Raw genomic sequence first — 21,180 nt, 5'->3', positions numbered from 1 at the left:
CTCACTTCTTGTCGTTGTGCCCCATGCAGGCGTCTTCCGCCTTTCCATAGGCTTCCGACTTGTCTTCGTGCTTGGCCGGCCGAACACGCCCAACCGCGTCATTGGCGCGGGCGCGCAGGTAGACATAGAGGTCGTCCATGTAGCAGGCAACGTTGGGGTTATCGCCGAACGCCGGCATCACGTTCTCCTGCGCCGTGGAAACGTTCTTGCGTCCGCTCGCGACCACGCCCATGAAATCCGCGTAGCTCATGGTCTTCAGCGAATTCGACAGCGCCGGAGCATAGGTCGATCCCATGCCGTCGGGGCCATGGCAGACATGGCACTCCGAATGATAGCGGCGATAGCCGGAGTAGGTGTACCAGTCCGTCGTGCCGTCGGCCGTAACCTTGAACGTCGGGTTTCCATCCTTGTCGAGATACTTGCCGTCCTCGGACTTGACGGCGGTCGGGTCGCCAGCGTCCTCGGCGGAGGCAACTCCACCCATTGCCACGACAAAGATCGCAGCACTCACAAACCAGATCTTACGCAAAAGCATATCCTCGCGTGCAGATTGAAGACGGACCGGCGCATGGAGATCGCTCCATGCGCCGGAACGAGGTCGCTCAGCTCACTGCTGCGGCAGCGAGAACACGGTGAGCGTTCCGCCGAGCGCAGTGTAGTTGCTCAGCGCGGCATAGCCGCCGACTGCGCCGAGACCGGCCGTCGGATCAGTCAGTCCGGCCGCGAGGCCGATGCCCGCCCAACCGCCAACACCCGACAGAATGGCGACGTACTGCTTGCCGGCATGTTCATAGGTGGTGACGTTGCCGATGATGCCGGACGGGGTCTTGAACTTGTAGAGCTCCTTGCCCGTCTTGGCGTCGACAGCCTTCAGGTAGCCTTCCAGCGTGCCGTAGAACACCACGCCGCCGGCGGTCGCGAGCGCACCCGACCAGACCGAGAACTGCTCCTTGTTCGACCACACGATCTTGCCGGTCTTGCCGTCCCAGGCGATGAAGTTGCCCATGTTGGTCTCACCGGGAGGCGGATACATCGACAGCGTCGCGCCGACATAGGGCTGACCTGCGGTGTAGCTCACCTTGAACGGCTCGTAGTCCATGCAGACGTGGTTGGTCGGCACGTAGAACAGCTGCGTGTCCGGCGAGTAGGCTGCCGGCTGCTCGTCCTTCGAGCCGAGCGCTGCCGGGCAGATGCCCTTCACGTTGACGTCCTCGCCCGCCTTGTCGGTCGACGCGGCATCAAGAACCTTCGGGCGACCATAGGTCGGCGAGTCCTTCTTCATGTCGACGCCGGAGGTCCAGTTCACCTTCGGATCGTACTTCTCGGCGACCAGCAGTTCGCCGGTGGCGCGATCGAGCGTGTAGCCGAGGCCGTTGCGATCGAAATGCGTCAGCAGCTTGCGCGCCTTGCCGTCGATCGTCTGATCCGAGAGGATCATCTCGTTGACGCCGTCATAGTCCCATTCGTCATGGGGCGTCATCTGGTAGACCCACTTGGCGACGCCGGTATCCGGGTTGCGCGCCCAGATCGTCATCGACCACTTGTTGTCGCCGGGACGCTGCTTCGGATTCCAGGTCGAGGGATTGCCCGACCCATAATAGACGAGGTTCAGTTCGGGATCGTAGGAGATCCAGCCCCAGGTCGCGCCGCCGCCGATCTTCCACTGATCGCCCTGCCAGGTCTTCAAGCTCGAATCCTTGCCGATCGGCTTGCCGAGCTCGGTGGTCTTGTCGTCGACCAGGAGCTGGTCATCCGGGCCTTCCGAGAAGCCGCGCCAGACCTGCTTGCCGGTCTTGATGTCGTAAGCGGTCACATGAGCCTGGACGCCGAACTCGCCGCCGGAGATGCCGAGCAGCACCTTGTCCTTGACCACCAGCGGCGCGGAGGTACCGGTCGAGCCCTTGCTGGGATCGCCGTTCTTCACCGTCCACTCCACCTTGCCGGTCTTGGCATCGAGCGCCACCAGTGTGGTGTCGGCCTGGTGCAGGAAGATCTTGCCGTCGCCATAGGCAACGCCGCGGTTGACCGTGTCGCAGCACATCACCGGAATGACGTTCGGATCCTGCTTCGGTTCGTACTTCCAGACGATCTTGTTGTCCTGCGAAAGGTCAAGAGCATAGACCTTGTTCGGGAACGGGGTGTGGACGTACATGATGTTGCCGATGATCAGCGGGCCACCCTCGTGGCCGCGCAGCACGCCGGTCGAAAACGTCCAGGCGACCTGCAACTTTCCGACGTTCGAGGCGTTGATCTGATTCAGCTTGGAGTAACGCTGATTGGCGTAGTCTCCGGCCGGCATCACCCAGTCCTTCGGGTTCTGCGACATCTTGTGGAGTTCGTCATTGGCGTTGGCCGCTCCGGCGGCAAATACCGCCATTGCCCCAAGACCGGTCGCGTAAAGCATCTTGCGCATCGTGGATTTCCTCCCAGGTTCAAGAGCTCAAGGGTTTCCGCCGAAACGGCCCCACTTCTTCCATTTTGGTGCCCCAGTCGTAGTCCTCTCGAAGCGCGCTGACTTGCCCAAAAGAGAAGAGCCGTTTGCTCAAAAGCGAAGCTTCGTCAGATTTTTGTCGCCCGGCCCTGAATTGGCTGGAAAGCTTGCTTCATGTTGCAGGGCATCAATCGCGGCCGGCGCGATCCGGATGCCAGATTGACGCGTGCTAAGGTTGCGCTTGACGCGCCCAGAACTAAGTCGGAGGATCACCCGACATTAACCGGGAAGAAATCCCGCCGCCTCCCTAAGCTATTCAGAATCAGGGAGAAGGCGCATCATTCCGGGCCAGACTTAAGCTCGGTGAGCAGTCACGTGGGGATCGAATCGGTGGCTGGAAAGATGTCCGATACAGTCCATTCTCTCAGCACGAACGGATTGACGCCCAAGCGGCAGATTCAGCGCTGGTCGGATGCGCTCACTGACCTTTGCGGCCAGTTCGACGTCGATGCGCTGGAAGGATCCTCGCTCGAAGCCCGGGTCAATTTCACGACGGTATCGCGCCTGAAGCTGTGTCAGATCGAGGCAAGCCAGCACCGGATCGCGCATACCATCTCGCGCATCAAGCTGAGCGAGCACCCCTATATCAAGATCGTGTTCCAGACCCACGGCGTCTCGCATTTCGAGCAAGACGGCCTGCACTTCGACATCATGCCGGGCGACTGCTTCGCCTACGACGTGTCGTGTCCGCACACCATCATCAGCCCGTCGCTGACGCGGCACGAGGTTGTCATCGTTCCAAAGGACCTGCTCAAGGAGCGCGGCTTCCAGCTCTCCAAGATGGCGCCGTGCAAGCTGTCGGCGCGCAACGGCACCGGCCGCATCGCCTATGATTTCGTCCATGCCGCCTTCGGCGAGGCACCGACGCTGACGCCGGTCAACGCCGTCGGCGTGGCTGATGCGCTGATCGACTTGCTGCTGTTGCCGCTGCGCGAGACCGGCGCCATGTTCGACCGCGGCAGCGCCGAGGCCACCTATGTGCGTGCCCAGGGCTTCATCCGCGAGCATCTGCGCGATCCGGATCTCTGCATCGACCGCATTTCCGCGGCGCTTGGTTGCTCGAAGCGCTATCTCCACATGCTGTTCAGCGATCGCGGCATGACGGTCAGCGACTACATCTGGAAGGCCCGGCTGCAGAACTGCCGGCAGGAGCTGGAGTCCCAGAACGGCAAGACCATCACCGACGTCGCGTTCTCCTGGGGCTTCTCGAGTTCGTCGCATTTCAGCCGCGTCTTCCGGAAGTATTTCGGCATCGCGCCCTCCTCCGTCCACAAGGGCCTGCACGGCGGTATGCCGGCGGATGTGGTACTCGAATAGCGGTTCCATCCGACGCGCAGGCGTTGCGCCATGCCGTCCGCCGACAGACTTTCTCCAACCAAGTTGTCCTCAATCAAGCTGTCCTCGATCAAGGTTTGGGCGCGCAACCTCAAGCGGGACAGCGTTGCGCTGTATCTCGCATCGCGTGATCCGCGCGTGCCCTGGTATGCCAAGGCCCTTGCCGTCGCCGTCGCGGCCTATGCACTGTCTCCCATCGATCTGATCCCGGATTTCATTCCGGTGATCGGCTATCTCGACGATCTGATCCTGCTGCCGCTCGGCATCTGGCTTGCGATCTCGCTCGTGCCGGACGAGGTGATGGCGGAATGCCGTGCCAAGGCCGGCGCCGTCTTGCAGCGTCCGACCAGCCGGCCGGGAATGATCGCGATCGTCGTGCTCTGGATCGCCGGCGCGGCGGCGCTGGCTTGGGCGGCTTTCAGATATTGGCGACAGCCAATCGTCTAGGACTGTGCGGCCTTTGGCACGAGCGCCTCGACCGTCACGCCATCATCGCTGGAATTGATGCTAAGCGTGCCGCCGAGCGCGAGGATTCGTTCCTGCATCCCGGTCAATCCGCGGCCAAGCCTGTGATCCCTCAGCAAGCCACGGCCATTGTCGCGAACCCGCACCAGCGCGCAGTCGCGGCTGCCGCGTAGGCCGGCCTGCCGGTCCACCGGTTCGATCGTGATATCGACCGCCGTCGCGCCGGCATGGCGGAATACGTTGGTGAGCGCTTCCTGGACGATGCGATAGATCGTCAGGTCGGCCATCTCGCCGGTATCGCCGAGCGCCGGCGAGATGCGGCTCTCGATCTCCACCTCCGGATGCGTTTCGCTCCATAGCCGCACCAGCGCGCCGAGCGCTTCCGCAAGCCCGAGTTCGGCCAGGCCGACCGGCCGCAATCGCTCCAGAATCCGGCGCGTGAACTGCTGGAGCGCGTTGACCTGCTCGAGGATGGCATTGCCGTGCTTGCGCAATGCCGCAGGGTCCGGCTTTTCGACTTCCGCCAGCCGGGTCAGCGCGCCGGCATGCGCGCGCAAGGCAAACAGATAGGGCCCGAACTCATCGTGCAATTCGCGCGCGATCTCCTTGCGCTCGGAATCCTGCAGCGAGACCGCGCGCTCGGCGAGCTGCCGCTTGCCCTCGACGGCATCGCCAAGGGTCGCCGCCAGATGGTTCAGTTTGGCACAGATGGCGGCCAATTCCGGCGATCCGCCGGGCTCGACGCGGGCATCGTAATCCCCGGCCTCGATGCCGGTCATGGCCTGCGACAGTGCCTCCAGTGGCGCCAGCGCGCGGCCGACCACCAGCATGGTGACCAGAAGCAGCGCCACTGCGATCGCGGAGCCGACCTCGATCTGGGTGACGATGCCGTCCCAGATCTCGGCGACTTCGTCGTCGGGATGCGAGGTGATGACCAGCGATTGCGGCTTGCCGTGCACCGAGATCGGCACCCGCACCGAGGTCTGCTCGGGATGAACCAGCGCGACGAACCACTGCGGCGGAGCGCGTTGATCGCCGGCGTCCTCGGGGCGATCAGGAGATTTTGCGGTCGCGCCATCCTGCCGCGTGATGCTGACGTGACGCATCCGGCTCAGGTCCTGGACGATCTGATCGAGCCGCGCATCGGGATCCGGCGCCTCGTCGAGACCGGCCACGATCGTCGCAACGAATTCACGCGCCAGGCGGATCACGCTCTGGTCCTCGGCCTGGACACGCGGCCCCGCTTCCAGCACGAGCCGCGCAATATTGATGCCGAGGCCAAGCGCCAGGATCAGCGCCAGCAGCAGGTTGATCCGCGCGCGCAAAGATAGCTTTTGCCACATGACGTTGCCCCCGACCGCGATCCCTCCTCCGAGAGGATCGTTGACAGCCAAATTTGCCCGGCTATCTAATCGCACCCTATCGCAATCCCGCACGAGGTGCACAACCGGTCGGAACCGACCTGTCCTTCGCGCAAACCGACGTGATGATGAGTGAATCGAAGCAGGTCGCCGGAACAACGCCATGCGCATTCTGATCGTTGATGATCATCCCATCGTTGCCTCCGGTTGCCGCACCGTGTTCGCCGACGATCCCGAGATCACGCTGCTGGAAGCGGCGGATGCCGAAAGCGGCGAACGGGCGTTCGTCGCGGAGAAGCCCGATCTCTGCGTGATCGACATCAACCTGCCGACGGTCTCCGGCTTCGAGCTGGCGCGCCGCATCCTGACGCATGATGCGTCTGCGCGCCTCATCATGTTCAGCATGAACGATGACCCGGTGTTCGCCGCCCGCGCCATCGACATCGGCGCCAAGGGTTACGTTTCGAAGACCGGCGATCCCAACGATCTGGTGGAAGCAGTGCGCGAGGTCGGCAATGGCGGCGTCTATCTGCCGCCAGCGATCGCGCGCAACGTGGCGTTTGCGCGGCCGGGCTTTGCGCAAAATCCGCTCTCCAAGCTCACTTCACGCGAGATGGAGATCCTGCGCCTGCTCAGCTCCGGCAAGAGCCTGTCGGAGATCGCCTGGCTGGTGCATTCATCATACAAGACGGTCGCAAACACGTCATCGATCATGCGCCAGAAGCTTGGCGTGCGCACTTCGGCAGAGCTGGTGCGGCTGGCGATCGAGAGCGGCGTCGCCTGACGCAGCGCTCCAACCAAGAGGAATACGACAATGCAGACGGTTTCCCAGAACAAGTCGCATGGCGGCACGCAAGGCGTCTATCGGCATCCAAGCCGCGAGACCAAGACCGACATGACCTTTTCGGTGTTCGTCCCTGAGCATGCGGCCGGCGCCAAGCTGCCCGTCGTCACCTACCTGTCGGGCCTGACTTGCACCCACGCCAACGTCACCGAGAAGGGCGAATTCCGCCAGGCATGCGCCGAGCTCGGCCTGATCTTCGTCGCGCCCGACACCAGCCCGCGCGGCGAAGGCGTCCCCGGCGATCCCGCCAACTCATACGATTTCGGGCTCGGCGCCGGCTTCTATGTCGATGCGACGGAGCAGCCGTTCGCGACCAATTACCGAATGTGGAGCTACATCACCGAGGAATTGCCGAAGCTGATCGCCGAGCAATTCCCGGTCGACACGACGCGGCAGTCGATCCTCGGTCATTCCATGGGCGGCCATGGCGCGCTGACGGTCGCGCTGCGCTACCCCGATCGTTATCGGGCGGCGAGCGCGTTCGCGCCGATCGTGGCGCCGTCGCAGGTGCCATGGGGCAACAAGGCGCTCGGCGGCTATCTCGGCAGCAACAAGCAAGCGTGGCGCAGGCACGACGCCGTCGCCCTGATCGAGGACGGTGCCCGCTTCTCCGATCTGCTGGTCGACTACGGCGATGCCGACGGCTTTCTCACCGAGCAGCTGCGGCCCGAACTCCTGAAGGCGGCATGCGAGAAGGCCAACATCCCCCTCACCCTGCGGCGTCAGCCGGGCTATGACCACAGTTACTATTTCATCTCGACCTTCATGGCCGATCATCTGCGCTGGCACGCCGCGCGGTTGAAGGCGTGAGCGTCACGCAGTCCGTTCATCCCATCATCCTGAGAAGGCCGCGAAGCGGCCAGTCTCGAAGGATTCACGGCCCGAATTTCTACGTGTGGCGATAGCCGGGCCGATTCATGCTTCGAGGCTCGCCCAGCGGCGCAATTGCGCCGCAAGGCTCGCACCTCAGGATAACGGAGGTCCATTCGTGAGCGCAGGCTACTGCGCCTTCGGCACGCCGTAGTTCGGCGCGAGCAGGCGGTTGCGCACGAGGTAGTCGGTGGCGCGCGACCAGGATTCGTCGGTGTTGCCGCGCATGTCGGCGCTCGCCGCTGCCAACAATTGCCCGCTGTGCACGTCGCGCAAATAGAGATTGATGTTGAGGATGAGGTTGGACACCTTCTGCACCACGCCCGTCATCACGAGATCAGCGCCCAACTCGCCGGCCAGCTTCACATCGCAGCCACCGCAGGCCTGAAGATTGCTGCCATGCGCCGCAGCATTGACCGGCGCGATGTCGAGCACGCGGAACTTGCCGGAGTCCGCGAGCTCCTTGCGCACCTGATCGCCGGCCCGGAGCAGCCGCGCCTGCTCATCACTGCGTGGCCCGCTCACTTCCCCCTGCAGGCTGGTGTCGATCATCTCGAGGTCGAACACCGCGAGCCTGGGCGGCTCGGCGCGCGCTGCCGCCGCAGACACCACCAGCAAAGAAACGGCGAAGGCAAACGCTGATCTCATGATTGTGAACCAATCGTAATTTGTAACGTCGCAACGACAAAAAGCGGGGTTGCAAGCTAGGCCAATTCCGGCATCTTGCAAGTCAACAGCATGGAGGCCGGATTTCCGAACGCCATGCCGAGTGAAAAAAGACTGCGGGAGGAGTTATGTTGCGATGGCTGATCGGCACGATCGCGCTCAGCATGGTGGCGACCGGCGCGCTGGCGGCTGATCCCGTCGAGGTTCATATCGGCTATCTCGGTCATGCCGGCGTCAAATCGACGCTCTCGCTGGTCGAGCAACCCGCCGACAATGACGGCATCGCCGGCGCGCGCCTTGCGATCGAGGACAACAACACGACCGGCAAATTCCTCAACCAGCGCTTCGTGCTCGACGAGGTCAAGGTCAAGGACAGCGACGATGTCGCCAAGGTCGCGACCGACCTCGCCGGACGCAACGACTATATCATCACCGACCTGCCGGCCGATGCCCTGCTCAAGGTCGCCGACGCGCTGCGCGACCGCGGCACCGTGCTGCTCAATGCCGGCGCGATCGACGATCGGCTGCGCGAGCAGGACTGCCGCGCCAACGTCATCCACATCGCACCCACCCGCTCGATGCTGGCGGACGCGCTTGGCCAATATCTGGTGTGGAAGCAGTGGAAACGCTGGCTGCTGGTGGTCGGCTCGCATGATCAGGACAAGCTTTACGCCGACGCGCTGCGCCGCGCCGCGACCCGCTTCGGCGCCAAGATCGTCCAGGAACGGACTTTCGAGGACACCGGCGGCGCGCGCCGCACCGACAGCGGCGTGACCTTGATCCAGCGCCAGATGCCGGTGTTCACGCAGCAGGCGCCGGCTTACGACGTGCTGGTCGCCGCCGACGAGAGCGAGGTGTTCGCGAACTATCTGCCGTACCGTACCTGGGACCCGCGGCCGGTGGCGGGCTCGGCGGGCCTCGTGCCGACCAGCTGGGACGCGGCGCATGACCAGTGGGGCGCGGTCCAGATCCAGAACCGCTTCGTCAAGCTGAACATGCGCCGCATGACCGCACTCGACATGCAGGCCTGGACCGCCGCGCGCATGATCGGGGAAGCCACATCGCGCACCAATTCGGGGGACCTCAAGAAGGTCATCGCCTTCCTCAAGGGCAAGGATTTCTCGATTGCCGCCTTCAAGGGTACGCGCTTGACCCTGCGAGACTGGAATCTGCAGCTTCGCCAGCCGATCCTGCTGGCCGATGGTCGTATGGTCGTTTCGGTCTCGCCGCAGGAAGGTTTCCTGCATCAGGTCTCCGAACTCGACACGCTCGGAGTTGACCGGCCTGAAACGAAGTGCAAGCTGCAGTGAGGGAGATGAAACGCATGTGGCGCCGCTGTCTGTTGACCGGGATGCTCGTTTGGCTTGCCGCGACACCGGCGTCCGCCTTCGTTGCCTACGTCTCCAACGAGAAGGGCAACACCGTCACGGTGATCGACACCAGCAGCTGGACGGTGACCAAAACCATCAAGGTCGGCCAGCGGCCGCGCGGCATCGAGTTCTCGCGCGACGGCAAGTTCGTGATGGTTGCGGTCGGCGACGACGACACGATCCAGGTGATCGATGCCAAGACCCAGGAGATCGTCGACACCCTGCCCTCCGGTCCCGACCCTGAATTGTTCACCCAGGATGCCGCCGGCAAGACCATGTATGTCGCCAACGAGAACGACAACACGGTCACCGTGATCGACCTCGAAAAGCGCGCCCGGATCGGCGACATCCAGGTCGGCGTCGAGCCTGAGGGCATGACGATCAGCCCGGACGGCAAGATCCTGATCAACACCTCCGAGACCACCAACATGGCGCACTTCATCGACACGTCGACGCGCCAGATCGTCGCCAATGTGCTGGTCGATTCGCGGCCGCGCTTCGCCCAGTTCAAGCGTGACGGCTCCGAATTGTGGGTCTCCTCCGAGATCGGCGGCACCGTGTCGATCATCGATCCGGTCAAGCGCGAGGTGACCGGCAAGATCACCTTCGAAATTCCGGGCCTGCGCAACGAGGCGATCCAGCCCGTCGGCATCGGCATGACCAAGGACGGCAAGACCGCATTCATTGCGCTCGGCCCCGCCAACCGCGTCGCTGTCGTCGACGGTGTGACCCACAAGGTCCTCAAATATCTGCTGGTCGGCCAGCGGGTCTGGCACATGGATTTCACCCCGGACGAAAAATATTTGCTGGTCACCAACGGCGTCTCCAACGACGTCTCGGTCATCGACGTTTCGGCCCAGAAGGTGATCAAGACCATTCAGGTCGGCGAACTGCCCTGGGGGATCACGATCGCGCAGCCATGACCTCAACCGACGCCCATATCGCGAACCAGCTCTCGCCGGATGCAGGCCCTGGAACAGTCGCGGCCGTGCAGGCGGCCCTGTCGATCGGCAATGTCAGCCACAGCTACGGTCTGCGCCGCGCTTTGATCGATGTCAGTTTCACGGTCCAGCCTGCGAGCTTCACCGCGCTGCTGGGTCTCAATGGCGCCGGCAAGAGCACGCTGTTCTCGCTGGTGACGCGGCTGTTCGGCATCCAGAACGGCCAGATCAAGATATTCGGCCACGACATCAGCCGGACGCCGGGTGAAGCGCTGCGGCTGATGGGCGTGGTGTTCCAGCCGCGCACGCTCGATCTCGACCTCTCGCTGACGCAGAACCTGCTGTATCACGCCGCGCTGCACGGCATCTCGCGGCGCGAGGCGCGGCTGCGCAGCGCCGAGGTGCTCGGCCGCATCGGGCTTGCCGACCGCGCCGCCAGCAAGGTGCGCGATCTCTCGGGCGGCCAGATGCGAAGGCTTGAGATCGCCCGCGCGCTGCTGCACCGGCCCCGGCTGCTGCTGCTCGACGAGGCCACGGTCGGGCTCGACGTCAAGGCGCGCGCCGACATTCTCGACCATGTCCGGCAGCTCGTCGCCGAGCAGGGCATCGGCGTGCTCTGGGCGACGCATCTGTTCGACGAGATCATGCCAAACGACGACCTCGTCGTGCTGCATCAGGGCCGAATGCTGGCGCACGGCCCGATGTCACGCGTGATCGCGGACGCAGGCGCCCAGGACGTCAACACCGCGTTCATGCGCCTGACCGGAACGGCAACACTCGCGGGGAGACCGCCGTCATGACCAGCACGACGGTTACGCCTGAGCGAAGCGGTTTCTCGCTGTCGGAATACATCGTCTGCCTGAACGGCATCGTGTGGCGCGAGGCGCTGCGCTTCCTGCATCAGCGCGAGCGCTTCGTGTCGGCGCTGGTCAGGCCGCTGGTCTGGCTGTTCATCTTCGCGGCCGGCTTCCGGCAGGTGCTCGGCATCTCGATCATCCCGCCCTACGAGACTTACATCCTCTACGAGGTCTATATCGCGCCCGGCCTGATGGCGATGATCCAGCTCTTCAACGGCATGCAGTCCTCGCTGTCGATGGTCTACGACCGCGAGATGGGCAACATGCGCACGCTGCTGGTCAGCCCGCTGCCGCGCGGCTATCTGTTGTTCTGCAAGCTGCTCGCCGGCACGGCGGTGTCGCTGCTCCAGGTCTATGCCTTCCTCGTCATCGCGTGGTTCTGGGACATCGCGCCGCCGACCATCGGCTACCTCACCGTGCTTCCGGCGCTGGTGCTGTCGGGCCTGATGCTCGGCGCACTGGGCATGCTGATCTCGGCCAGCATCAAGCAGCTGGAAAATTTCGCCGGCGTGATGAACTTTGTGATCTTCCCGATGTTCTTCGCATCGTCGGCCCTCTACCCGCTGTGGCGCGTGCAGGAAGGCAGCCCGATGCTGTATTATATTTGCCAGTGCAATCCGTTCACGCATGCGGTGGAGCTGATCCGGTTTGCGCTGTACGGCAAGATGAACTGGGTTTCGCTCGCGGTGGTCGGCGGCTGCACGGTCGTCTTCATGATCGGCGCGATCCTGGCTTACGATCCATCGCGCGGTCTGGTGCGCCGCGGACCCGGCGGAGGCGAGGCATGACAGGCTGGCGAACAGGACTGGGCGCGCTGCTCGCGATGGTTCTGTCGAACCAGGCCGCATCGGCTGCCGACCCGCGCTATCCGGACTGGCCCTGCCAACAGGCCAAGGTGCCCGAGATCTCGCTCGCCGCAGTCTGGGCCGGGCCGCCGCTCGGCGATGCCGAGACCAAATGGAAGGACGACCCGAAAGTCAGCGCGCTCGCGATCAAGCTCGCGGCGCGCCGCGTTCCGCTCGAAGAAGCGCAGAAGGAGATCACCGAATTCCTTTCAGCTGCCGCGGCCGACAAGGCGAATGCGGGAAAACTGCTGTTTGCCGGTCTGTTCGATACGCTGAACGGACAGCGCGCCTCGGTCATGAACGGGCTCGAGCGCGTGATGCGCAAGCAGCGCGAAGCCGCGGAGAAGATCCGCGACGACACGCTCAAGCTGCAGGCGCTGCAGGACGCGACACCGCCGGACAAGGCCAAGGTCGACGAGCTCGGCAATCAACTGGTCTGGGAGACCCGCATCTTCGAGGACCGCGGGCGCGTGGTGAAATTCGTCTGCGAGGTGCCGACCGCGATCGATCAGCGCCTGTTCGCGCTCGGCCGCACCATCCAGCAGGAGCTCGATTGAGGCCTGCGACCGAACGCCCCGGGATCGTCAACGCGCCGTTTTGACGGTCTTTTGGGTAACAGTCTGTTGGGCCACGCCGATCCGGAACAAACTGCACTGCCCGCTCGTTGTCTCCAACTATATCTGAACTTGGGAGACCTCCATGAAAGCAGCCAAGATCGTCATGACCAGCCTTGCCGCCGCGAGCCTGGTCACCACAGCGGCTTTGGCCCAGCAATCCATGTCGGGAATGGTCACCAAGATTGACCGACTGAGTGGAACCATCTCGATCCAGCAGACGCAAGGCGGCACGGTGGGCGCGTCCGGTGGCGCGATCCAGGAATACAAGGTGCCGAAGGGACAATCGCTGGAGGCCTTCCACGCCGGTGACAAGGTCTCGTTCACCACAACGGACAGCGACGGCGGCAAGACCATCAACAAGCTCGACAAGCAGAAGTAACGGCTCGCGTGGCGCGCGAGGCCGGGCTTACTGCTCTCCCTCGCGCGGCTCGGGCTCGGCATCCGCCAGCGGCAATTTGGCACGCTCCCATCCGTCAGTTCCCTCCGGATACCACGCCACGTTGCGGTAGCCGTAGGACAGCACGCGCTTGGCCGCGTTCCACGACATCCAGCAATTCTCCTGGCAGTAGATCACGAGCAATCTGGTCGCGTCGCCGCCTGAGGCGCGGACCAGCCCGCGTCGCAGGTAGTCCTCCGTGGGCGGGGCGAGCTTGCCGTAGCCGGTGTCAGGCAGCCAGATGCTGCCGGGAATGTTGAGGTGCGGCCGTTCGCGCCACACCGTGCCGGCGGGCAGATTTGGCTTCGGCGCGCGTGGTAGCACGTCGACGAAGGCGGCGGACTTGTCGCGCCAGATCGCTTCCGCTTCCGCGGTGGTGAGCACCCGTGCGCCGGCAAGCGTCACCGGCACCGGAGCGCGGTAGTCCTCGGTGCGATAGCCCTCCGGCTCTGCGGGTGGGTCTTGCGCGCGGACAGGCGAAGCGGCGACGAGCATCACCGCAAGCATGGCCGCGAGCCTGATCATGGTGATTTGGTCGCGGTCTCCGGCCCGATTGGACGGTCGTTCTCGTCGAGCAGCGGGACGCCGTAGTCGAGCAGGATCTTGTTGATCTCGGGCTGGTTCTCCTGGATCAGGCGATTGAGCTGGCGCTTCCAGTTCTGGTCGGACGCCCGCACGCCCATGCCGATGCGATAGATCAGCTTCGGTCCCGTGGTCTCCTTGACCAGCGGCGTGATGTGCAGCGGCGGGTTGGCCTTCTTGGCGTAGAAGCCCGCCATCGGTCCCCACAGGATGCCGGCGTCGATCTCACCCTTGGCGAGATCGTTCATCATCGCCTCGGCCGACGAATCGTAGCGCGTATCGATCATCAGCGGATAAGGCTTCGCATTGGTCATCAGACCGTTGATGGCCATGTTGGTCGCGGGCGGCGTTCCCGCCACGATGCCAATATGCTTGCCTTTCAGCCGCTGGTCCTCGAGCGTCGTGACCTCATCGAGCCCACTGCCCGGCTTGGCGACGATCGCATAGGCTGTGCGGTAATAGGGATTGGTGCCCTGCGCGAGGTCATCGCCTTGCGGAAAGCCCATGATCACGTCGCAGCGATGCGCACCGAGCGTCATCCGCACGAACCCGGTCGCCTGCGGAAAGAACATGTAGTCGAGCTTCTTTTGCAGCTTTCCGGCCAGCAGCTCGCCGATCTTGTTCTCAAACCCCTCGCCCTTGTCATTCGAGAACGGCAGGTTGCGGGGATCGGCACAGATGCGCAGCACGCGGGCATCGATGAGCTCGATGGAAAGTTCGCCCTGATCATTGACCTGCGCGCGCGCGATGTCGCGGCCGGCCAGACAGGCGATGAAGCCGACAAGCGCGAGCAGAACAGGACGGCATCCGACAATTCTCATTACGCGGTCTCCTCTTGATCGGATCGATCGCCGCCATCCAGCAATTGCCCGGCGCACCATGACGTGCAACAGGAATAATGATCGCGACCACGCCGCGCTGCTTGCTGCAGCGCAAACTGGAACGCGACGACATCGATCGCGCGTCGCGGAGTAACTGAGGCGGAAACATGGCTCATGGCGGTTCGGTGCTTGCGCTGCTCCTGATGCTTTGGGCGCCGACCATAGCGCGGGCGCAAGAGGCGGAATTGCCTGTAAGCGAAGTCGCTCCCGGAATATTCGTTCACACCGGGGTCACCGCATTGATGACGCGCGAGAACGAAGGCGCCATCGCCAATGTGGGATTCGTGATCGGCGACAGCGCCGTCGCCGTCATCGACACCGGCGGCAGCGTCCGCGAAGGACGACAGCTGCTCGCCGCGATCCGCAGCCGTACCGACAAACCGATCCGCTACGTGATCAACACCCACGCGCATCCGGATCACAGCTTCGGCAATGCGGCTTTCGTCGGCGACGGGACCAGCTTCGTCGGCCACAAGTCTTTGCCACGCGCGCTGGCCGCGCGCGGACAATTCTACCTCGACGGGTTTCGCCGGAGCATGGGCGATGAGCTGATCGACGAGGTGAAGATCATCCGCCCGACCGTGCTGGTCGCGGACACGCTGAAGCTCGACCTCGGCGGACGGGCTCTCACCCTGAAAGCGTGGCCGCCCGCCCATAGCGACAACGACCTCACGGTTCTCGACGAGCAAACCAGCACCCTGTTCGCCGGCGATATGGTGTTTCTCATCCATATTCCCGTGGTCGACGGCAGCCTCAAGGGCTGGCTGCGTGCGCTCGACGAGCTCGTGGCGATCACCGCCGAGCGCGTGGTTCCCGGTCACGGGCCCGTGAGCGCGTGGCCGGCCGCGCTTGCCGACGAGCGGCGTTATCTTGGGGTGCTGGCCGCGGACGTGCGCGCACTGGTCGCAAGCGGCAAACCGATCACGGCCGCGGCCGAGCACGCCGCAGCCGCCGAGCGGCCGCGCTGGCAATTGTTCGACGACTACAACGCCCGCAACGCAACTGCAGCATTCTCGGAAATTGAATGGGAGTAGCTGTTCGTCCTATAGTGAGGCGGCTGCATAGGATTTCGCGACCATGACCGGACAACGCGCCCGCCTGCTTTGCATCGCAAGCCTGCTCATGATCGCGCTGGGCACACCGGCTGCGCCCGCGGCGGAGGCCTATGATCCCTGGCCGGGTCTCGTCCAGGACATCTTCAGCAACCGTCCGATGAATGACGGCAATGACGTCATCGGCATCGAGATGCCGATGCGTGCGGAAGACGCCGCGATCGTGCCGGTAACGCTGCGCACCAAGCTGCAACCCAGCGACAGCCGCCGCGTCGTCGCGATCACGCTTGTGATCGACGAGAACCCGGCGCCGATGGCCGCGAAGTTCACGCTGGGGCCGGCTGCCAACGTCACCGAGATCTCGACCCGTGTCCGCGTCAACAACTACACCAATGTGCACGCCGTCGCGGAGCTCAGCGACGGCAAGCTCTATGTCAGCAAGGTCTATGTCAAGGCGTCCGGCGGCTGCTCAGCGCCCGCCGGCAAGAACGTCGAGGAAGCCAAGAACCGCCTCGGCCAGATGCGCTACCGGCAATTCACCAAGCCCGAACAGGGACCTGCGACCGGCACGCGGGAAGCCCAGATCATGATCGGGCATCCGAATAATTCAGGCCTGCAGATGGACCAGGTCACGCAGCTCTATATCCCGGCCTTCTTCGTCAACGAGCTGCACATCTGGCAGGACGACAGTCCGGTGCTGGCGATGGAGGGCGGAATCTCGATTTCCGAGGATCCCAATATCCGCTTCACCTACGTCTCGAATGGCGCCAAGCGCTTCCGTGCCGAAGCCAAGGACACCGAAGGGCATATCTTCGAGCACGAATGGAAGGTCGAGAATCCCGGCACCTGACGCCTCGCGTCACGACGGACGCAAAATGCAATGAGATCAGGTTGGATCGCTATCGCGCCTTAGCCCGATATTTAAGCATGATGTTTCCGGAAAACCGCTTCGCACTTTTCCGGATCATGCTCTAGAAGCACCTGACTTCGGCTTCGGCCTGGGCGCGCCTGAGGTCGTTGAGCGCGTTCGCGGCTTGCTCGGACGAGCGGAACTGGCCGCCCAGATTGCCCCGCACCTGCGCCATGCTCAGCACGGTCTCGGCGGTGACATAGCGATCATAGGGGATGATCGAGGCGACGACGTCGATCGAGCAGGAACATTGCTCGATCGACTGCCGGGATTCGCCATTGGCCTTCATGCAGCCGAACACATATTCCGCCCGCGCCGAGGTCGGATAGTCGTTGATCTCCTGGGCCCGCACGCTGACCGCCGTCCCGGCAAGCACCAGGATGGCGACAATCGGTCGTAGCATGCCAGCTCCTGCCATCGTCCTGCTTCCTCTTCTCTTTCCGCAAGCTATGCTATGGATGTTGATCAGAAAAGAAAACATTCGGGGAAGTGGCTCAAGAAACGATGATCATCTCTGTACGCACGGTGTTGGCTGCGGCAGTTCTGGCGGTCATGCAGTTCGGCACCTCGTGCTACGCGCAGACCATCCGCGTTGCAGCGCAGAAGACCGGAACGCTGGCCTGGGAACTGGCCGTCATTCGCTCCCATGGTCTCGACAAGAAGGCCAATCTGTCGATCGACGTCGTCGAGTTGGCCAGCCCCGAGGCCGGCAAGATCGCGCTGCGCGCCGGCACGGCCGACGTGATGGTATCGGACTGGCCCTGGGTGTCGCGCGAGCGGTCGCTCGGCGCCAAGCTGCAATTCTATCCCTATTCGAGCGCGCTCGGCGCCGTGATGGTCCCGGCCTCCTCGCCGGTCAAGACGCTCGCGGACCTCAAGGGGCGGAAGCTTGCTATTGCCGGCGGGGCGATCGACAAGAACTGGCTGTTGCTGCAAGCCGCATCGAAGCAGGACGGCGTCGACCTGAAGTCGCAGGCGACCATCGTCTACGGCGCGCCGCCGCTGCTCGCCGCCAAGACGCTCGGCGGCGAGATGGACGCGACGCTCAATTACTGGAATTTCTGCGCCGCGCTCGAAGCCAAGGGCTTTCGCCGGCTCGCCGGGATGGAAGAGATCCTGCAAAAGCTCGGCAGCAAGGGCCGCATCGCCATGATCGGCTACGTGTTCGACGAAGCCTGGGCCAATGCCAACAAGGATCTGGTGGCCCGCTTCATCGCGGTGACCCGCGCGGCGAAAGAGATTCTGGCGACCTCGGATGCCGAATGGGACGCGATCGCGCCGCTCACCGGCGCGCAGGATCCCGCAACCCTGCATGCCTATCGTGAGCGCTACCGCGAAGGCATCCCGCGCCGTCCGATCGCGGACGAAGAGGCCGATGCGCGCGTGCTCTACCGGGTGCTGGCGCAGCTCGGCGGCCGCGATCTGGTCGGCACGGCAACCGAGCTCGATCCCGGCACCTTCTACCAAGCGATCCCGGGAGACTAGCGGTGCTGCGTCTCCTCTCATTCACGCTGTTCATCGCGACCTGGTGGATCGCCTCGCTGCTGATCGGCGATGCGAAGCTGCCGGCGCCGCCGGCGGTGCTGTCGGTGCTCGTCGCCGAAGCCCGATCGGGCGCGCTGTTCGTCAATCTCGGCGCAACCCTGGCCCGGGTCGCGCTGGCCTTCACCCTTGCCATGGCGCTCGGCTCGGCGATCGGCTATTTGATGGGCCGCGTCTCGCTTGCCAATCGCCTTGGCGATCCCTGGCTGATCCTGCTGCTCAACCTGCCGGCGCTCGTCGTCATCGTGCTCGCTTACATCTGGGCCGGGCTGACCGAGGTCGCCGCGATCGCCGCCATCGCCATCAACAAGCTGCCGACCGCCGTCGTCACCCTGCGCGAAGGCGCCCGCGCGCTCGATCCTGCGCTCGACGAAATGGCGACGGCGTTTTCTTTTCCGCGCGGCCGCGCCTTCCGTCATGTGATCCTGCCGCAGCTTGCGCCCTACATCGCGGCCGCTGCGCGCTCCGGGCTCTCGCTGGTCTGGAAGATCGTGCTGGTCGCCGAATATCTCGGCCGGCCGAACGGCGTCGGCTTCGAGATCGGGGTTGCCTTCCAGCTGTTCGACATCCCCTTGCTGCTTGCCTATTCGCTGAGCTTTGCGGGTGTCGTGCTCATCATCGAAACCCTGCTGGTGCAGCCGTTTGAAACCAGGCTAACGCGGTGGCGGCTCCGTGCAGCTTGAAGTCAATATCACCGGCAAGAGTTTTGAGAGCGCGGCCGGGAAGCGGCACGACGTGCTCGACAACGTCACCTTCACGCTAAACGCTGGCGAGGTCGGCGTGCTGTTCGGCCCGTCAGGCTGCGGCAAGAGCACCTTGCTCCGGATCCTCGCCGGGCTCGACGCCAACTACCGGGGCCATGTCGCGCGGTCGCCGGGCATGCGCCTTGGCATGGTCTTCCAGGAGCCGCGGCTGTTGCCCTGGCGCACGGTCGAGGAAAATGTGCGGCTGGCCGCGCCGCATGTCGACGACAGCACGCTCTCTGCGCTGTTCGAGGTGCTCGAACTGGGCGCGCACCGCAACCATTTTCCCGCGGAGCTGTCGCTCGGCCTCGCCCGCCGCGTCGCGCTGGCCCGCGCCTTCGCCATCGAGCCCGATTTCCTGATCCTCGATGAGCCGCTGGCCTCGCTCGACAATGCGCTCGCGGGGCGGCTGCGCGACCAGGTCGCGACGCTGGTGGCGAGCCGGAAAATGATGACCTTGCTCGTCACCCACGATCTCGACGACGCCGTTCGCCTCGGCGATCGCCTGTTCTTCCTGTCATCGCGGCCGGCCCGAATCCTCCACGTCGAGACCATTGCCACACCACGCGCGACGCGCGGCGAACCCGAGATCGACGAAATCAAGCGGCAACTCTCACAGTTGGACCTTGCAAATATGTGAGACGCCGTCATCCTTGGACGAAGCATAAAGGAGAGGCTGGATGTCGCGCGCGTTGATCGCTGTTGGTGTTGCGTCGCTTGTGCTGCCGGCGACGGTGCTCGCCCAAAGCAAGGGCAAAGGCATTCGGCTGTGGAATCTGACCAGCGCCACGATTTCGAGCTTCGAGCTGTCGCCGGCAGGCAAGAACGAGTGGGGTCCGAACCAGACGCTCAACGACAAGGACAAGGAAGTCGACCATGACGAGCGCCTGCGGATCACCGGCGTCGAGCCCGGCCGCTACGACGCCAAGGTCGGCTACAGCGGCGCCAAACAGTGCTTCGTTCGCGACATCGAGATCAAGGCCGACGCCGTGTTTTCGGTATCCGACAAGGACTTGAAGGACTGCAACAAATAGGAAGGCTAACCCGCCGGCAGCTCGCCGCCCGTGCCGGCCCGATCGTTGCTGTGCGGATATTCGCAACGCCAGCGCACCGCGGTCCATTTCGGATGTTCGCCGACCCACCGCGCGATGTAAGGCGGCGCGGCCATGGCGCATTGCTGCAGCGAGCCGTTCCAGTTGAACACCAGATGCTGCTCCTCGCAGGTGGCGGGCGACAGCACGGCACATACCGTGACGATCAGATCAATCGGGTTCATGCGCGATCCCTAAGCGTGCTCATGCAATAGATAACACGGCGAAATACGTAATCAGCCACGTCCGGGTTTCACAGCCCCGTGAGAGGTTGGGGAACCCGGTCCGGGAGGCCTCACGCTCTAGAAGTTCAAACCGTACACCAGCCGCGCCTGATGGCGCTCGAAATTGACGAGGTCGAGGGCGGCATTGCTTCCGGCCCGCTGCCCCCAGGCCTGGACGCTCCATGTCGCGGTCAGGCGTGAACGTTCGGAGAGCTGGAAATAGGCGGTCGGTCCGATGAACAGCGCCTGCCCGGACAGTTCATCCAGGCCGATTCCCTCGTACTTCCTGAAATAGCGCGCTTCGCCGCCGATCAGGATATCCGGCTTCACCCTGGCCATGAGGCCGAATGCGGCACCGATGGTGGCATCCTGATCCGCAGCGCCGGTGCGCGGCGTGCGCGTCCATTCCGGCTCATAGCTTAGGTTGAGGGCCGCGATGACAAAATTCGGGATCACCTCGCGGTCGAACGCGACCGTGAGTTCGGTGCCATAACTACGGACGGCTGCGGCCGTCGTCTCGTCGACGCGATCGGCACGCGTCTCCAGCGCGACCGTCATGCCAAAGGGCGCCGTCTCGCGATTCAGAAAGCGATAGCGGAAATCGACCGAGACGCTCTGCCACGACAGCTGGCGCCGATCGTCAAGACCCGGAACGCGGTTGATGTCGTATGCGCCGAATGACGTTCCGAGCTCGACACGAAAATTCGGCGCGGGCACGAGCTCGAGCTCCATTTCCTGATTGAGCGTGCGATACCGGCCGCCGTCCTTGGCGAAGCGCCCTGTGGTCTGGCTCTGGAATTCGCGCTCACCGACATTGCCCACGTCGGAGCCGATCATGAAGCCGAAGATGTGCTCGGTATCAAAGTCCTCGGCATATGCGCCAGGCGGCAACGCCGCCGCGATGCCGGCAATCGCCGCGCACAGCATCCCCGCCCAACGCCCGGTCTTGAGTTTTGGATTCATCGTCCCCGCACCACCGCCTCAAGCCACACTGTAGGACAAAGCAGCTAGGCCCGCCAATCGCGCAGGTGGTGTCGGTCTCAAGGTCTTGTGGGAA

25 protein-coding genes are annotated in these 21,180 nt (G+C 63.9%); 16 read left to right on the top strand and 9 right to left on the bottom strand.

From position 1 onward, the window contains the following. Position 1 precedes the first annotated feature (1 nt). A complete protein-coding gene (locus tag J2R80_RS20680; RefSeq protein WP_076834145.1) occupies positions 2 to 484 on the bottom strand; it encodes a c-type cytochrome, methanol metabolism-related in 483 nt (160 codons plus the stop codon). 123 nt (positions 485 to 607) lie between these two features. Further along, complete coding sequence (xoxF5, locus tag J2R80_RS20675; protein WP_253639308.1) at positions 608 to 2,413, bottom strand: lanthanide-dependent methanol dehydrogenase XoxF5; 1,806 nt, start codon at positions 2,411 to 2,413, stop codon at positions 608 to 610. Between the two features lie 420 nt (positions 2,414 to 2,833). On the opposite strand from xoxF5, the gene J2R80_RS20670 reads away from it, so the two are divergent. After that, entirely contained in the window at positions 2,834 to 3,808 is a 975-nt protein-coding gene (locus tag J2R80_RS20670) for a helix-turn-helix domain-containing protein (RefSeq protein ID WP_016847804.1), read from the top strand. A gap of 30 nt (positions 3,809 to 3,838) precedes the next feature. Continuing rightward, on the top strand, positions 3,839 to 4,273 hold the full coding sequence (locus tag J2R80_RS20665; RefSeq protein ID WP_253639307.1) for a YkvA family protein: 435 nt from the start codon (positions 3,839 to 3,841) through the stop codon (positions 4,271 to 4,273). Here J2R80_RS20665 and J2R80_RS20660 read toward each other — a convergent pair. After that, the gene (locus tag J2R80_RS20660; RefSeq protein ID WP_253639306.1) at positions 4,270 to 5,634 is read right to left on the bottom strand and encodes a histidine kinase; all 1,365 of its coding nucleotides are present in this window, start codon (positions 5,632 to 5,634) and stop codon (positions 4,270 to 4,272) included. The genes J2R80_RS20665 and J2R80_RS20660 overlap by 4 nt on opposite strands. 181 nt (positions 5,635 to 5,815) lie before the next feature. On the opposite strand from J2R80_RS20660, the gene J2R80_RS20655 reads away from it, so the two are divergent. Together J2R80_RS20655 and fghA are read left to right on the top strand one after the other, a co-directional pair. Further along, entirely contained in the window at positions 5,816 to 6,436 is a 621-nt protein-coding gene (locus J2R80_RS20655; protein ID WP_016847801.1) for a response regulator transcription factor, read from the top strand. A gap of 30 nt (positions 6,437 to 6,466) precedes the next feature. Beyond that, on the top strand, positions 6,467 to 7,306 hold the full coding sequence (gene fghA / locus J2R80_RS20650; protein ID WP_253639305.1) for an S-formylglutathione hydrolase: 840 nt from the start codon (positions 6,467 to 6,469) through the stop codon (positions 7,304 to 7,306). Between the two features lie 189 nt (positions 7,307 to 7,495). Here fghA and J2R80_RS20645 read toward each other — a convergent pair whose 3' ends face one another. Beyond that, positions 7,496 to 8,014, bottom strand: a complete 519-nt coding sequence (locus tag J2R80_RS20645; RefSeq protein ID WP_253625932.1) for a DUF3280 domain-containing protein — start codon at positions 8,012 to 8,014, stop codon at positions 7,496 to 7,498. Positions 8,015 to 8,160: 146 nt separating this feature from the next. Here J2R80_RS20645 and J2R80_RS20640 point away from each other — a divergent pair, with 146 nt between their 5' ends. The 6 genes from J2R80_RS20640 (at position 8,161) to J2R80_RS20615 (ending at position 13,041) form a co-directional block, all read left to right on the top strand. Then, positions 8,161 to 9,342: an ABC transporter substrate-binding protein gene (locus J2R80_RS20640; protein WP_253625931.1), complete on the top strand. Its 1,182-nt coding sequence runs from the start codon at positions 8,161 to 8,163 to the stop codon at positions 9,340 to 9,342. A gap of 5 nt (positions 9,343 to 9,347) precedes the next feature. After that, the gene (locus J2R80_RS20635; RefSeq protein WP_253639304.1) at positions 9,348 to 10,325 is read left to right on the top strand and encodes a YVTN family beta-propeller repeat protein; all 978 of its coding nucleotides are present in this window, start codon (positions 9,348 to 9,350) and stop codon (positions 10,323 to 10,325) included. Next, positions 10,322 to 11,143, top strand: coding sequence for an ABC transporter ATP-binding protein (locus tag J2R80_RS20630; RefSeq protein ID WP_253589710.1), 822 nt, complete (start codon positions 10,322 to 10,324; stop codon positions 11,141 to 11,143). Before J2R80_RS20635 ends, J2R80_RS20630 begins: the two co-directional genes overlap by 4 nt. Continuing rightward, a complete protein-coding gene (locus J2R80_RS20625; RefSeq protein WP_028336929.1) occupies positions 11,140 to 11,988 on the top strand; it encodes an ABC transporter permease in 849 nt (282 codons plus the stop codon). The genes J2R80_RS20630 and J2R80_RS20625 overlap by 4 nt, the downstream gene beginning before the upstream one ends. Continuing rightward, complete coding sequence (locus tag J2R80_RS20620) at positions 11,985 to 12,602, top strand: hypothetical protein (protein ID WP_253589709.1); 618 nt, start codon at positions 11,985 to 11,987, stop codon at positions 12,600 to 12,602. Before J2R80_RS20625 ends, J2R80_RS20620 begins: the two co-directional genes overlap by 4 nt. Before the next feature lie 142 nt (positions 12,603 to 12,744). Beyond that, positions 12,745 to 13,041 carry a copper-binding protein gene (locus tag J2R80_RS20615; protein ID WP_016847793.1) on the top strand — a complete coding sequence of 99 codons (297 nt, stop codon included), beginning with the start codon at positions 12,745 to 12,747 and terminating at the stop codon, positions 13,039 to 13,041. 27 nt (positions 13,042 to 13,068) lie between these two features. Here J2R80_RS20615 and J2R80_RS20610 read toward each other — a convergent pair whose 3' ends face one another. Then, complete coding sequence (locus tag J2R80_RS20610) at positions 13,069 to 13,623, bottom strand: PQQ-dependent catabolism-associated CXXCW motif protein (protein WP_253589708.1); 555 nt, start codon at positions 13,621 to 13,623, stop codon at positions 13,069 to 13,071. Next, positions 13,620 to 14,501 (bottom strand): substrate-binding domain-containing protein, encoded by an 882-nt coding sequence (locus J2R80_RS20605; RefSeq protein ID WP_076834162.1) that lies wholly within the window; start codon positions 14,499 to 14,501, stop codon positions 13,620 to 13,622. The genes J2R80_RS20610 and J2R80_RS20605 overlap by 4 nt, the downstream gene beginning before the upstream one ends. 203 nt (positions 14,502 to 14,704) lie before the next feature. Between J2R80_RS20605 and J2R80_RS20600 the strand changes: the two genes are divergently transcribed. Next, positions 14,705 to 15,595: a quinoprotein relay system zinc metallohydrolase 2 gene (locus J2R80_RS20600; protein WP_375162654.1), complete on the top strand. Its 891-nt coding sequence runs from the start codon at positions 14,705 to 14,707 to the stop codon at positions 15,593 to 15,595. Between the two features lie 43 nt (positions 15,596 to 15,638). Next, positions 15,639 to 16,463, top strand: coding sequence for a quinoprotein dehydrogenase-associated SoxYZ-like carrier (locus J2R80_RS20595; RefSeq protein ID WP_253639302.1), 825 nt, complete (start codon positions 15,639 to 15,641; stop codon positions 16,461 to 16,463). 121 nt (positions 16,464 to 16,584) lie between these two features. Here the strand turns inward: J2R80_RS20595 and J2R80_RS20590 are convergent, their stop codons facing one another. Further along, complete coding sequence (locus tag J2R80_RS20590; RefSeq protein ID WP_371852187.1) at positions 16,585 to 16,926, bottom strand: hypothetical protein; 342 nt, start codon at positions 16,924 to 16,926, stop codon at positions 16,585 to 16,587. A gap of 149 nt (positions 16,927 to 17,075) precedes the next feature. Here J2R80_RS20590 and J2R80_RS20585 point away from each other — a divergent pair, with 149 nt between their 5' ends. The 4 genes from J2R80_RS20585 to J2R80_RS20570 are packed head-to-tail and all read left to right on the top strand — an operon-like array spanning position 17,076 to position 19,842. Continuing rightward, positions 17,076 to 18,008: an ABC transporter substrate-binding protein gene (locus J2R80_RS20585; protein ID WP_168856108.1), complete on the top strand. Its 933-nt coding sequence runs from the start codon at positions 17,076 to 17,078 to the stop codon at positions 18,006 to 18,008. Positions 18,009 to 18,010: 2 nt separating this feature from the next. Continuing rightward, complete coding sequence (locus J2R80_RS20580) at positions 18,011 to 18,748, top strand: ABC transporter permease (protein ID WP_057020570.1); 738 nt, start codon at positions 18,011 to 18,013, stop codon at positions 18,746 to 18,748. After that, the gene (locus J2R80_RS20575) at positions 18,738 to 19,448 is read left to right on the top strand and encodes an ABC transporter ATP-binding protein (protein ID WP_076834171.1); all 711 of its coding nucleotides are present in this window, start codon (positions 18,738 to 18,740) and stop codon (positions 19,446 to 19,448) included. Before J2R80_RS20580 ends, J2R80_RS20575 begins: the two co-directional genes overlap by 11 nt. A gap of 40 nt (positions 19,449 to 19,488) precedes the next feature. Further along, a complete protein-coding gene (locus J2R80_RS20570; RefSeq protein ID WP_076834173.1) occupies positions 19,489 to 19,842 on the top strand; it encodes a hypothetical protein in 354 nt (117 codons plus the stop codon). A gap of 5 nt (positions 19,843 to 19,847) precedes the next feature. Here the strand turns inward: J2R80_RS20570 and J2R80_RS20565 are convergent, their stop codons facing one another. Beyond that, a complete protein-coding gene (locus J2R80_RS20565; protein ID WP_168856069.1) occupies positions 19,848 to 20,084 on the bottom strand; it encodes a hypothetical protein in 237 nt (78 codons plus the stop codon). Positions 20,085 to 20,201: 117 nt separating this feature from the next. Continuing rightward, positions 20,202 to 21,086 (bottom strand): hypothetical protein, encoded by an 885-nt coding sequence (locus J2R80_RS20560; RefSeq protein WP_375162599.1) that lies wholly within the window; start codon positions 21,084 to 21,086, stop codon positions 20,202 to 20,204. Positions 21,087 to 21,180: the final 94 nt, after the last annotated feature.

Origin of the sequence: Bradyrhizobium sp. USDA 4541 (assembly GCF_024171085.1) — a bacterium.
GTDB lineage: Bacteria > Pseudomonadota > Alphaproteobacteria > Rhizobiales > Xanthobacteraceae > Bradyrhizobium > Bradyrhizobium australafricanum.
The sequence above is the reverse complement of the archived record's forward strand: the minus strand, read 5'-3'. Positions and strand labels throughout refer to the sequence as shown.